At 63.5% G+C, this 12,781-nt stretch carries 12 protein-coding genes; 9 read left to right on the forward strand and 3 right to left on the reverse strand.

Features of this window, described 5'->3' with window-relative positions; all coding sequences use genetic code 11:
• The first annotated feature begins 6 nt into the window (after positions 1–6).
• From AB0L63_RS31545 to AB0L63_RS31565, 5 genes are all read left to right on the forward strand, one after another.
• Positions 7–1,884, forward strand: coding sequence for a TraM recognition domain-containing protein (locus AB0L63_RS31545; protein WP_364508427.1), 1,878 nt, complete (start codon positions 7–9; stop codon positions 1,882–1,884).
• Positions 1,881–2,762, forward strand: a complete 882-nt coding sequence (locus AB0L63_RS31550) for a DUF4913 domain-containing protein (protein WP_364508429.1) — start codon at positions 1,881–1,883, stop codon at positions 2,760–2,762. The genes AB0L63_RS31545 and AB0L63_RS31550 overlap by 4 nt, the downstream gene beginning before the upstream one ends.
• On the forward strand, positions 2,759–3,133 hold the full coding sequence (locus tag AB0L63_RS31555) for a hypothetical protein (protein ID WP_364508432.1): 375 nt from the start codon (positions 2,759–2,761) through the stop codon (positions 3,131–3,133). The genes AB0L63_RS31550 and AB0L63_RS31555 overlap by 4 nt, the downstream gene beginning before the upstream one ends.
• Positions 3,130–3,618, forward strand: coding sequence for a hypothetical protein (locus tag AB0L63_RS31560; protein WP_364508435.1), 489 nt, complete (start codon positions 3,130–3,132; stop codon positions 3,616–3,618). Before AB0L63_RS31555 ends, AB0L63_RS31560 begins: the two co-directional genes overlap by 4 nt.
• A gap of 245 nt (positions 3,619–3,863) precedes the next feature.
• A complete protein-coding gene (locus tag AB0L63_RS31565; protein WP_364508438.1) occupies positions 3,864–4,727 on the forward strand; it encodes an MBL fold metallo-hydrolase in 864 nt (287 codons plus the stop codon).
• 384 nt (positions 4,728–5,111) lie between these two features.
• On the opposite strand, the gene AB0L63_RS31570 is transcribed toward AB0L63_RS31565, so the two are convergent.
• Together AB0L63_RS31570 and AB0L63_RS31575 are read right to left on the reverse strand one after the other, a co-directional pair.
• Positions 5,112–6,032: a hypothetical protein gene (locus AB0L63_RS31570; RefSeq protein ID WP_364508440.1), complete on the reverse strand. Its 921-nt coding sequence runs from the start codon at positions 6,030–6,032 to the stop codon at positions 5,112–5,114.
• Between the two features lie 406 nt (positions 6,033–6,438).
• On the reverse strand, positions 6,439–6,726 hold the full coding sequence (locus AB0L63_RS31575) for a hypothetical protein (RefSeq protein ID WP_364508443.1): 288 nt from the start codon (positions 6,724–6,726) through the stop codon (positions 6,439–6,441).
• A gap of 381 nt (positions 6,727–7,107) precedes the next feature.
• Here AB0L63_RS31575 and AB0L63_RS31580 point away from each other — a divergent pair, with 381 nt between their 5' ends.
• The 3 genes from AB0L63_RS31580 to AB0L63_RS31590 all read left to right on the forward strand — a co-directional run bounded on the left by AB0L63_RS31580 (position 7,108) and on the right by AB0L63_RS31590 (position 10,557).
• Positions 7,108–7,314 carry a hypothetical protein gene (locus tag AB0L63_RS31580; RefSeq protein ID WP_364508446.1) on the forward strand — a complete coding sequence of 69 codons (207 nt, stop codon included), beginning with the start codon at positions 7,108–7,110 and terminating at the stop codon, positions 7,312–7,314.
• A gap of 43 nt (positions 7,315–7,357) precedes the next feature.
• Positions 7,358–7,756 (forward strand): integrase core domain-containing protein, encoded by a 399-nt coding sequence (locus AB0L63_RS31585; RefSeq protein WP_364508449.1) that lies wholly within the window; start codon positions 7,358–7,360, stop codon positions 7,754–7,756.
• Positions 7,757–7,854: 98 nt separating this feature from the next.
• Entirely contained in the window at positions 7,855–10,557 is a 2,703-nt protein-coding gene (locus AB0L63_RS31590) for a zinc-ribbon domain-containing protein (RefSeq protein WP_364508451.1), read from the forward strand.
• Positions 10,558–10,904: 347 nt separating this feature from the next.
• Here the strand turns inward: AB0L63_RS31590 and AB0L63_RS31595 are convergent, their stop codons facing one another.
• The gene (locus tag AB0L63_RS31595) at positions 10,905–12,209 is read right to left on the reverse strand and encodes a hypothetical protein (RefSeq protein WP_364508453.1); all 1,305 of its coding nucleotides are present in this window, start codon (positions 12,207–12,209) and stop codon (positions 10,905–10,907) included.
• Between the two features lie 165 nt (positions 12,210–12,374).
• Here AB0L63_RS31595 and AB0L63_RS31600 point away from each other — a divergent pair, with 165 nt between their 5' ends.
• Positions 12,375–12,695: a recombinase family protein gene (locus AB0L63_RS31600; RefSeq protein WP_364508466.1), complete on the forward strand. Its 321-nt coding sequence runs from the start codon at positions 12,375–12,377 to the stop codon at positions 12,693–12,695.
• Positions 12,696–12,781: the final 86 nt, after the last annotated feature.

Here is a 12,781-nt window from a genome sequence, read left to right on the forward strand (position 1 = left end):
TTGACCATGATCTCGACACGAGAGACCCGTCGCCGCACCAAACGCGGTCTGGGTGAGGAAACCACGCTGCTGCTGGTGTTCCTGGTGTTGGTGGCCTTCGCGCTGGTGTTGTGGGCTGCGTTGAGCCTGGGCAGTTGGTGGGCCGGACTGCCCGTCACTGGTCATCCGGTGACCGCGCTGCTGGAAGTTGTTGCTGGCCAGCACCGCTGGCCATGGCAGGCCAGCGTGCTGGCCGTCGTCTTCACCGCCGCAGGAGCCGCGGTGGTGATCGCGGGCTTGCGGGCATCAAGCGCCCGCAGCGAGATCGACGCGGCCGCACGGACGATGCAACGCCCGGCCGCGATTCGGTTGGCCCGTGCCTGCGATAACGCGGTCGCCAACCAGCGGCTGCTGCGCGACGCCACCCCGGAGATTCAAGCCAGCAAAGGCCCGCCACTGGGCAAGACGGTGATCGGTGGTGTGGAGTTGTTCGTGCCCGCCGAGCTCGGGGTGACGATCGCGGCGGGCACCCGCACCGGCAAGACGATGGCCTGGGCGATCCCCGCCGTCTTGGCGGCGTGGGGCCCGTGCCTGGCCACCTCGAACAAACCCGACCTCTACCGGCACACCGCCTACGGGCGCGAACAGTGCGGCCGGATATGGCTGTGTGATCTGCAAGCGGTCACCGGCACGATCGAGTGCGGGTTCTGGGTCGACCTGCTCACTCAGGTCACGAACTTGCCCGCCGCCCGCAAGTTGGCGGGGTTCTTCGTCTCGGCCGCCTCCGGGTCAGCAGCGCAGGCCGCGAACGCCCGGGTCGATTCCTATTTCGACGGTGGCGCCCAAGAACTATTGAGCCTGTATCTCTATGCCGCGGCGTGCGCGGGCGGGGACTTGCTGCACGTGGCCAAATGGCTGGGCAGAGACCAGGACCAAACTCCAGTGTTGATCCTGCGCCACTACGGCCACCAGCGGCCTGCCGAACGCATCCTCGAATCCCAAGCCCTCTACGCCCGCCAACGCGACGGCCTATTCGACATGGCCAGAAGGTATTTGAACGTCCTGTCCGACGAAGGCTACGCGCGCATGGTCACCCCACCACGACGTCAGCTGCTGGCGGTGCGGGAGGAAACCGATAAGAAGAGCCGCAAAACCCACGTCGTCATCGACAAGACCGAACAGGACCCGACCCACAACCTGCGGGAATTCAAACCCGCCGAATTCGTCACCTCCACGGACACGTTGTATGCGCTGTCCATGGCCGGTCCCGACGGAGCCACGCCGTTGACCTCGGCGTTGGTCGGCCAGATCCTCGAGGCCGGACTCGAAGCGGCGCGGGCGCGCCCGGATGGGCGGCTGGCGGTGCCGCTGCTGGGGGTGCTCGACGAGGCCGCCAACTGCGCCCGCATCTCAGAGCTGCCGTCCTATTACACCTACGCCGGTGGCTGCGGGATCATCCTCATCACGATCCTGCAGGTCCTCGAACAAGGCGAAGACCTGTGGGGCGCAAACGGTCTCAAAACGATGCGCGCCCAATCCATCGAGGTCTACGGCGGCGGGATCGCCGCGGTCGACTACCTCGAACACTGGTCGGCGATGACCGGCCCCCACGATGTCGCCGACCGATCCCGTAGCCACGGCGCCGGGGGAGTCAACCGCACCCTGACCTGGCGCCCCGAACCCATCCTCGACGTCGCACTGTTGGCCGCACTGCCCAAAGACCGTGCCCTGGTTCGACTCCCGAACCACGGACCGGTAGTCGTGCGCAAGATCTGGTGGTCCGACACCGAATACGCACCCCTGATCCGGAAATCTTTGGAGCGCTTCGAGAAAGCCGCCCACCCGATCATCGGGACCACAGAGGTCGCCGACGACGATCGGGCAGACGAAGGTGAGCGGTCATGAGCGCGCCGACCACGTCGGGCAAGAAGGCGCCGATGCCGCCGGCATACCGGCATTTCGCCGAGTTCACCGAACGGTGGCTGCTGCCCACGATCAACGTCCGGTTGGCCGAAGCGGCCCGGGAGAATACCTACACCTGGTGCGGCAAGTGGTGGGCCCACCGCAGCGTTGCCGTCCGATTCGCGCACCTGCACAGCGCATTCGAGGCCCAACGCCGCGCCCGGACCGGCAACAGCCTCAGCACGTTCCTGCTCTCACACGTCGACCCCCATATGCGCTACATCCTCGACGCCGCCAACGGCCCGCTGCACCGCTGCACCCGCAACACCCACCTGCCCACACCGTCACCGCCGTTCGAACCCGTCCCCGCCGGTTGGTTTGCCTCCGCGAACAACTCACCTGGTTCCGGACCCGAGAGCGACAAGCAACAGGCGAAGGGACCGCCGCCGCGGTTCGCCCATTACAGCCTGTTCGTGCAGAACTGGTTGCTGCCGGTGACCGCTGTGCGGATCACCGGCTCCAACCGTGAAGGCCAATACAGTTGGTGTCGGCAGTGGTGGCGACACCAGGCAGTCGCGGTCCGCTTCGCCGGGCTCCATAGTGTCTTCGAAGCAGCGCTGCATGCCGAGGACAAGTCCGCCATGAGCGGGCTGTTCGTGCGCCACGTCGACCCCCACATGCGCTACATCCTCGACGCCGCCAACGGCCCCCTGCACCGCTGCACCCTCGACCAGCACGTGGATATCCCAGGATTGCCCGCCGAACCGATCCCGGCCGCGTGGTTCGGCGCCCCGGGTGCGAAAACCGCGGTCGAGCACTTGGGATTCGGGCCCGACTTCCGAGCCTTCGCAAATGGTGCGGCGGAAGGGCTGGGGTTGTGATCACGCCGACACGCACACAGGTGCAAGTGCTGAACTGGCTACTGAACCAGTCGGCGGCTCTGGCCACCAGGCTGGCCGAGGCCGGGATCGCGATAGCTACCGTGGTGGCACTGCCCTCCAACGACCAGTTGGAGCCCGCGATCAGTGCCGCGCTCACGCCTCCGACGCCGCTGTTCCCGTCAACGGCCACGTCCGGCGCGGACATCGACGCCGCGATCGATGCCGCGGACTTCACCTACAGCGTCGATACCCAAACAGGTATGGAGCCACCGACATTCAGCGACTCAGTGGGCACCGAACCCTGGAGCAGCGACCCCGTACTGAGTGATGCACCTGTCGTGCCCTCGGTGTGGCAGGAGGCCGAGCTGTGAACGGCCCGAACTCGCCACTGCGGATCCGTGATATCCCGCCCGAGCAGGCCACGCTCCTGCACCAGATCCACCACCTGGCCGCACGCGGCGTTCGGCTGCGTCAGGCGAAACCGGAGTCCATGCCGGGCTCACCGGAGAACACCCAGTTGCTCGAACACATCACCGAGGTCGGCCGTGATCGGGACGTGACCGAGATCCGTGCCCGCGCAAACGGTATGCCCTCCCACTGGGTCGACCAAGTACGCGCGGCCGGGCAATCCGGCCGTCCCTGGACCGACGAACTACTTCTCACCCCAACCCGTCCGCCGACCGGACGTCGAAACACCCAACGGGTTGCCCAGGACACCCGACAGCTCGCCGGCATGGCCGCTTTCACCGTCGCGATACCCGGCATCGCTCACCAATGGGACGCCATAGTCGAGGCCCACAGCAGTGACTTTTCCGCCGCCATCGATGCGTGCCCGGATGCCGGACCCGACCCTTAGCGATCAATAGCCGCTGTCTACCAATAATTTTCACAGCGAGGCGACATGCATCCATCAAGCATCGGCACCACCGTGGTCGCCATCCAGCACCTGGCGACCACCACAACCTGCCCGTTCGCGCCATGACACGGCCATCGGGCCGCCGTGACCAGAGCCGTCCGCGCACCCGTACGGGCTGCGCTCGACTCGGTGCCTCGCACCGCCTCCCGCGCCCGTCCCACATTCGTACGACAGGAGCCTCCACCATGACCGTGAGCCTGGACCACTTCACCCGCCCCGCGGCAACCCACCGCTACCAGTGCGGTGATCACCGCATCACCTACCTACCCGACGGGGTCGCGCTGCTCGATCCTCGAGTCTGGCTGCCCGGCTCTGATGACCGACTCTTGGGCGAGTACGCACATCTGATCAACCCCGACGGATTCTTGGTCGCCAGTATCGGCGCGATGCTGATCGAGTACGGCAACCGGACCATGCTGATCGACGCTGGCTTCGGACCACTGGCCGTGCCCACCCCCTTCGGGCTGATGCGCGGCGGGCAGCTACTCACCAGCCTCGCCGCCGCGGGCAAAGCCCTGGCCGACATCGAACTGATCGCTCTCACGCATCTGCATCTCGACCATATCGGCTGGCTCTGGCAATCCACTCCCGCGGCTGCCGCCAGCCCGTTCGCCGATATCCCGGTCTTGGTCGGGGATACCGAATGGGACAACCGCGACTTCGCCGTCACCGATGGGATAAGCCCAGAAATGCTCGACGTATTCACCGCCCAAGTCCGCACCGTCGCCGACGGCGAAGAGATCTTCCCAGGCGTGCGCGCCCTCGCCACCCCCGGACACAGCTCCGGCCACCTCGCCTACGACATCACCTCGCCCGGCCACCAGTTGATCGTGTTCGGCGACGCCATGCAAACCCCACTTCAGATCACCCACCCCGAACTGAGCGCCGCCGTCGATGACAACCCCGCCGAATCCACAGCCACCACTCGTCGACTGATCGACCAACTCACCCAACCCGACACCCTCGGCTTCGGAATTCATTTCGCCGACGTCCAACTCGGCCGCGTCACCACCGGCACCAGTGGCGAACAGGTGTGGCAACCCGAATAGCCACCCTCACAAAATGATTCAGCATCACCGAAATCTCCTACCTCGTCGATCTTCCCCACAACTCTTGACAGGAGACAGCCATGCCAGCCTTCGCGCGAACCACCGGGATCACCGTCCAAATACGCCCGCCCACTGCCATGCCGAGTTACGCGAGTCCACCTGATGGCATCACCTCGCCGGAGTGCCCCACGCACGCCGGGCCGGCGCAACCTCGTCCAGGTCAGCGACGCAGGACTTCTGTCCACTGGGCTCTCGCGCGGATACGCACTATGGGTGCTGCAGAACACCGCACGCGCAGCGAACACCGTGCTGGCCGCGCGGACAATTTGTGCTCACTTGCTGTAGCTATGGTCAAAACTGACCAATACCGATTGGGCGCTGGGGCTAGGCGTTGGCTCGCTGGAGGCGTTCGGCTGCCTGTGCGCGGACGGCGTCACAGCACACCGGGGTGTCACCGTGCACCGCCTCCCAGCGTGCGTTGTGCGCCGCCGGCCACAGGCTGGCCGCCCACGCGATCTCCTGCTCCTCCGCGGTGAACCGGCACCCCCGCAGATCCTGATAAGCAACCAGGAACGCGGCGGAGCTCTCGATCGGTGCCAGGTTCGGCGGTGACGCGCTGGCGAACGCCCCGCACGCCGCACCCACCAGTGCCGCCTCCGGCTGCCACGCCAGACTGTCCCAGTCGTGGACGACCCACACGTCCCCGTCACGCCAGCGGAGGTTCTGCGCTTCGAAGTCGGCGTGGCCCAGCACGCACGGCAGGTCGGCGGCCAGCAGCCGCTTGCGCACCCGGTCGGCCGTGTCGATGACGTGCGCGGGCACGGCGCCTTGGCCTCGGTCGTCGAGCTCCTTGATCCTTGGCCACACTCCCGAATCCGTGTGGTCCCAACGCACCCAGCGCGGATTCGGCAGCGGCGGCGCGACGGTCACCACGGCCAGTTCAGCCATCAACCGGGCGAACACCGCCGCGTAGCGCACGGCAACGTCGGGTGAGTCGCCGGGCAGCAGTTCACCGCCGGGCCAGTACTCCTCGGCGTGTACGGCCAGAGCGCCGACGCCGACCGCAGGTGTGAGCGGTCGGGCGCACGGACACCCCCGCTCCGCCAACCGGGCCTGCGCGGTGACACACGACGCGACGCGGCCGCCATCCTCCCGCGCTTTCACCACGACATCGCACCCACCGGCCAGCCGCAGCCCGAACACCGCCGACATCCGCCGCACCTTGAACAGCACGCTGACCGGCTCGTCCCCTAACTGGTCCACACACCAGGCCGGCAACCAGTCCGGCAGACCATTCAACGGCACGGTGAGAACTGTGTCATAGGCGTCGAATACAGCGGAAGCGGTCTGGACGAGTCCGGGGGAGCATCCGCCGAGTAGTCGTAAACGAACTTCCGCACTTGCCGGGCATTTCCGGACGTTTGGCCGCCATCGCCATGATCGGTCCGCATGGCAGATCTGGAACATGTTCTCCCAGCAGATCACCTGCTGTCTGCGGTCCCACGACTGGCAACGTCGTGGCACAACGGTCGCAAACGACAGCCTGCCAACCGGTGACAGGAATGTGCCAGCTGCGGCAGATCGGGGCAATGCGGCGGTCGGTCGCATCACGGCCGCAACCCTCGCCGCGCTCATCCAGCGCCGATTCGAACCCAGCCACGGCATTCTGACCTCCGAACGCATCTTGCCGCTGGCCCCTTCATGCGGCTATCTATCGAGGTCCGTTGTCCTCGGGCAGCGGTGGGTCACTGGCCCGCGCGGGATCGGCCAGGTATTCCAGATCGCGCAGCCGCAGGGCCACGGCCCAGCCGACATCGCCTGGCATGTACCGAAGTCGGGGAGTCTGCAGCACCTCGAGCACCTGCTCGACCTGCTCTCGCGATGGCGGCCGGATACCCTCGGCGCACACGATGCGATGTACTTCGTCCGCGGTGAGATCGGCACGGGGCGGAATCGCGTCGACGACCACGGTGATCAGCTTTTCGGTAGCGGCATCCACTGCACAGTTCCTCTTGCGCAAGTGCATTCGACATCACGGTCAGGTGTGTACACCACCGCGCCGCATTCGCATCGATGAGTACGGTGCCCGGTCCGGCCCGTGCTCCGGCAAGGCATCCACCCCACAGTCATCCGGCCACGTCGAAGAATGTGGCCTCGCGGGCAACGTACAGGCGCGGGCTCAATCCACCCAGCAGGGGTGCGCACGAGACGATCGGGCGGCACGACTTTGCCATCGACCATGTAGATCAGGCGGGCGGTCATCCATCAAGAATACTGCGATTCGAACTTATGTTCGATAGACCGCTCGTCTAGCGAGTCAAACTTCTTGGCAGGGTGCTCGGTTTACGCTCCGAGCACAAGATCAGGAAGGAGACGCGCGGTGGCCAAGACGCGGCGGTTGAAGATTCCGGTCGAGGACAAGGTGCGAGTGGTGTTGTCGGTGCTGGCCGGTGAGATGAGCGCCGCCGAGGCGGCCGGCGGCGGGGCGCGAGTACGGCGTCGGTCGGTAAGTGGAAGTGTCAGCGAATTCGAAACCAGCGGTGGTGGCATCTGGCGGATCTGCGCGGTGATCGACTACTCGACTTAATAGTGCCTGGCCATCACCGTGACCCCGACGGCCCGCGGCGCCGATGCGCTGGCCTGCCTGCGGCTCGCGGTCACCGAGGCCGAGCAGGTGCTCGGGCTGGACGATTTACGTACAGACCGTGGAATGGCCGAGGTTATCGGTCCGGCCGGAGAGTGCTCGGCATGGCATCGGCGCCGATCGCGGTGGTCTCGGACAACGGCCCCTGCTTCGGCGGCGAGGTGTTCAAGACCGCATTCGCTGGACCGGACCCGTCACTGCGACGGTCCGCACCCGGGTCCGGTCACCTCAGACAAATGGGGTGATCGAGCGGTTCTTCGGCACTCTGAAATACGAGCACCTGTTCCGTGGCGCGATCGCCGACGGCGATGCTCTGGACATGGAGGTTCTCCTTCGTCGCAAGCACCCTCACCGACAGCAGGTAGTCGCCAACGGCTATCGATAAGGCCCGGGTTCTGGCAGGCATCGAAGTGGCTTCTCGTCAGGCCAGTGCACGGTGGCTGTGAGGTAACCTAAACGTGCAGTTGGGATCTCGGGAGGGCATTGGGGCGCGGATCGCCGAAACCGGGTCAGTCGCTGGCAGAGAGATGCTCGGATGTCGCCGCCGAGTGGCATCCGACCCGGAATGGCTCCCTCCGCGCCGTTGACCTTGCTGCCGGTTCGCATACAAAGGTCTGGTGGCTGTGCTCTAGCTGCGGCAATGAATGGCGAATGGCCCCGAAGGTCCGAGCCGCGCCACCGTTCAGCGGCTGCCCGTCTTGTTCGTACAAGCGAGCTGGTGACATTCTGCGCACGCCGTATCCCGGCGAATCTCTGGCCGAACGGCACCCGCAGGTTGCTGCCGAATGGCACCCTACAAAGAACGGCGAGCTTCAGCCCGACGAGGTGTCGCAGGCGAGCGCCACCAAGGCGTGGTGGCTGTGTTCTGACCCTGATTGCGGGCATGAGTGGCAGACGGCAGTTGGAAACCGCACGAGCGGCAAACGCTCTGGCTGCCCAAAGTGCAGTCGCCGTCGACGCAATCTGCCCGAGGCGGGCCAGTCGCTGGCCGACCTGCACCCAGATCTCGTCGCCGAGTGGCACTCAAGCAAGAACGGCGGCACTTCGCCGTCCCTGTTCAAGCCCGGATCTGGAACAAAAGTGTGGTGGCAGTGTCGCGTTTGCGGCCACGAGTGGCAGGCCACCATTGCGAGCCGCGCTGTGCAGGGCAGCGGGTGCAAGCCGTGCAGCTATAAGGTGCGAATTGCCCTGCGCGACAAGCCAAAACCGGGCCATAGCTTCGTGGAGTTGCACCCGGATATTGCCGCGCAGTGGTGCGTGGAAAGGAACGGCGGCGTGCGGCCAGAAGGACTCAAACCTGGCAGCGACCGATTGGTTTGGTGGCGGTGTCCGGACCGAGGTCACGAGTGGCAAGCGCGCGTATATACGAGGACCGGTAAGGACAAGACTGGCTGCCCCGAGTGCCGAGATCTCCCCAAGCCGGGGCAGTCATTCGGCGAGCGCTTCCCTGAAGTTGCAGCTCAGTGGCACCCGACGAAGAACGGAGATCGCACACCACAGGACTTCAAGCACGCCAGCAAGTTCATGGCGTGGTGGAAATGTCCAGCCCAAGGGCACATCTGGCAGGCACCGATCCTTTACCGGCGCAACGCTGGACCGACGAGCTGCCCCAAATGCACACTGTGGGGCACCTCCGAGCAGGAGATCCGACTAGCGTACGAGCTCCAGGCGGCGGGCTGCCCGGTCGACCACGATCACCCGCCGATTCCGGTTGTAGGTCGAGTCCCGGTGAGAGCCGACATCGTGATGCCTGACTACCGACTGATCGTCGAGTACGACGGTAGTTACTACCATCACCTGCCCGATGCAATTCGGAAGGACACCAAACAGTCACAGGCTCTGATCGGTGCCGGCTGGACCGTCGTTCGCATCCGCCACCACCCGCTCACCATGATCAACCCTTCAGATGTCGTAGTCGCCGCCGGTGCGTCGACCAAGAAAATGGCTGTCGCGGTTCTTGAAAAGTTGGTGGAACTGGGCTATCAACCGGCGCATAGCGAACGCTACTGTGAAGTTCCGGAACTGTGGGCAGTAGCCGAAGCAGACGCGTGCATAACACGGCATCACGAAGGCAGCCTCTCGGCGCTACATCCAGCTGTCGCAACTCAGTGGCACCCGACAAAGAATGGATCCGCTGATCCCGCGTTTACCAACCCTGCCTCAAAAGTCGCTGTTTGGTGGCAATGCGAAGTGTGCGACCACGAATGGCGAACTACCCCCAAACACCGAACCAGCGACGGTAGCGGATGCCCCGTCTGTGCCAGGCGAAAGCTCCGCAGGCCGGGCAGGTCGCTAGGTGACCTTCGTCCTGATCTGGTTGCCAAGTTCCATCCGACCAAGAACGGCGAGCTCTCGCTGTTCGACCTGAATCCCCGAGTCACAAATGTCGCGATCTGGTGGCTTTGCGGCGACTGCGGACACGAGTGGCAGACAAAGGATCCACGCCGCGCAGGCTGCCGCCCCTGCGCGGCAAAGCGACGAATCGCAGAAATAGTCACCCCCGAGCCGGGCCGGTCACTAGCCGACCTGCGTCCCGACTTAGCGCGGCAGTGGCACCCCACGAAAAACACCGACCGACTTCCGACGGATGTAACTCCCCGGTCGTCGAAACCGGTCTGGTGGCTCTGCGACCAGTGCGGAAACGAGTGGAAGCGCAGCCCCGGCATCAGGGTGTCCAAGGGTTCTGGGTGCCGCAAATGTTCCTCCAAGATCGTGGCGCGCCGACGAATGCAGTCCTCGGCTGAGGATTCTCTGGCCGCTACTCATCCCCACCTGCTGAAAGAGTGGCACCCCACGAAGAACGTCGACATCGACCCAGCCACGATCGGCGAAGGCAGTGCTCATCGTGTCTACTGGCTGTGTTCAACATGCGGCAACGAGTGGCAAGCGATGGTCTGGACCCGAGCTAAAAAAGGATTCGGCTGCAAGCGGTGCGCCTCCCGCGCTATGAGTGCCGCAAGGTGTGCCGTTCGCGAAGGGAACTCCCTCGCCGAGCTACATCCCGACCTTGCCGCGCAGTGGCACCCAGACAGAAACGGGGCGGCGACCCCCGCGACCATCAACGCGAGCACACACACAAGATTTTGGTGGCAATGCGCCAGCTGCGGACACGAATGGTCAGCGAAACCCGGAAACCGTATTCGGAGCACATACCTTTGCCCCAGTTGCAAGCAGAAGCGCGCCTAGATGCACTCCGGACAACCCCACCAATTTCCCGCCCAAGCGCGAAGCGATGGTCCGAAGGTGCCTGCCATAGCCGGCCTTTATTGTAGTCGGCGGCGTGGCCCTTTGGCTGCCGTCAGCGGGATGGTCGATGATTCGCGTGCAAAGGTTATTCGGTACCGGAACGCGAGTCCAGTCCCGAACAGGGCGTTTGACGTGCAGGTATGGGACGCTGATGGGTCGAATTCCGTAGCAGATTGGCGTCTGGGAAGAAGTAGGCTCACGCAGGTATCGCCAGCGCGTTTTCGAGATCAGGCGGCCCGAGGAAGGCGCACTGCAAGATATGTCTCGCGGTGCGCCACACACCACCCTCAAGAGTCGGAGCTACACTGGTACTGCTCAGCGAAGGCCAGCACTTTCGCAGACAGTAGTCGGTGCGGCGGAATGGGGACTCTACGCGTGAAGCCTCGTCCGGTCTGCAGCGCATACAGCCCGCTACGTCCATCGAATCGGCCGGTCAGCTCACGCACAACCGCAGCATCATCCGCAGTTTCTGGATACAAAATGTCATCGAGCTGCTCTTGAATTTCGGCCAAAGCAGGCATCGCCTCTTTTGCCATATTAATGATGCTGGGATTGCTGGTCATCGCAAGCAATGGCTCGCGATTATATCGCTTACCCATCACGCCTGACGATTCCTTCATCCATTCACGATCCATGTTTACCTCAATTATTGGATCGTGGTGAACACTAGCTTTCACAGTGACGGCGGCTGCTTCAATGCTAATATGGAGCATCACGTGACGAAGCTGAAGGAGCCATTTATACCCAAAGCAGCTGTCGTAGAGTTCGTGGAATACTTTCGTCGCCCGCTCATATTCTTCTGAATCTTTTCCAAATTTGTCTTGGATCAGCCAGTAGGTCTGCGTCTGATGCACATGAAAGGCGCTGGTCAGCGTCACCGTACCGGATCTGATCCGTCGGACAAACTCATCGACAGCATCGGGGTTTCCCCATTTGAATCTCCCTTCCTTAACATCAGTCAGAGCGTCAATAACTATCCTCATGAACACGTCGAGTTCATCAAATACATACATCAACAGGTCACGGTCCGCCCGACGCTTCAATCGCTCATACGCTGTCGAGTAGCGCTGGTGCTCCTCGTCTTCGAATGTGCACAACTGGGTCCAAATCACCTTGGAGCCTACGTTTTCACCAGGGTAACCGAGCATCGCGCCATGTCGAGGAAGTAAGTTTTCTGCCTCGATCTTCTCCGACAGCAATTTCTTAATCGCCTCGATATTCGACTTGATCCGCTCAACCCTATTCTCTGCCTCTTCGGCAGGAAGGGGGCCGTTACGAAGCCAAGTTTCTGCCTCTCGAGCCGATTCCGACATCTTCTCCGCAGTTGCAGTCCGCACCGTATCGATACTTACTTCATCATCTTCCGCGCACTGAACGGATATTTGAAGAAGCGCGCACAGAATATCGAGCACTAGGGGATTTGCGGGAGATCCTTTTTTTGGAGGGTCAGATTGAATCGATTCTACAAGAGCGTCTATTAGAGATCCCACGTATTCTGAAGCGGAGGGCGCATTCACAGTATCGAGTGAATCTACTTGTTCGGCGACCCTGTCTCTCCAACGTTGAAGTTGTTGCATCCCTTCGCTTGCCACCTGACGACCCCACTTCCTTCATCAACCGCGCGGACATTGAAATACGCATGCCATATCGGAGAATTGTCGGCGCCCGTTTCACATGGGCGCGCCCTCGTCGGCTCCGGCCGAGTGTTGAAGCTCGACCGCCAGATCCGTGCCCTGCAGGATGCCGGGTGCCAGAAGGTGTTCGCGGACAAGAAGTCCGGCAAAAACGTCGAGTGCAGGGAGTTGTGGCGCTGCGTGGACTGCCTTCGGCAGGGTGACACCTTGGTGGCGCCGTCGGTGGACCGACTCGGCCGGTCCGTGCAGGACCTGATCGCGATAGTGACCGGACCGCGCGAGCGCCGCATTGGCTTCCGCTCCCTGCATGAAGCCCTCGACACCAGCACGTCCGGCAGGCGTCTGGTGTTCCACGTTGTTCATGCCACAGCCGTAGAGCCGATCCTTGGACTCGGTCGGGGGCAGCCTCGGTGGCTACGAACCACCGCATGGTATTCGGCATGAGCGGGCGCTGAGTTGTCATGTACCCGAAGCCATGTAGGCGGCGAGGATGTAGTTGGGGTGGCGGTCGAGGTTCGTGCGGGCGCGGT

Source organism: Nocardia sp. NPDC051990 (genome assembly GCF_040680755.1).
Classification (GTDB): Bacteria; Actinomycetota; Actinomycetes; order Mycobacteriales; family Mycobacteriaceae; genus Nocardia.

Coding starts and splice junctions, on each gene's coding strand:
- AB0L63_RS31550 (WP_364508429.1), top strand. CDS start 1,881: ATGAGCGCGCCGACCACGTCGGGCAAGAAGGCGCCGATGCCGCCGGCA.
- AB0L63_RS31545 (WP_364508427.1), top strand. CDS start 7: ATGATCTCGACACGAGAGACCCGTCGCCGCACCAAACGCGGTCTGGGT.
- AB0L63_RS31585 (WP_364508449.1), top strand. CDS start 7,358: ATGCGCTGGCCTGCCTGCGGCTCGCGGTCACCGAGGCCGAGCAGGTGC.
- AB0L63_RS31565 (WP_364508438.1), top strand. CDS start 3,864: ATGACCGTGAGCCTGGACCACTTCACCCGCCCCGCGGCAACCCACCGC.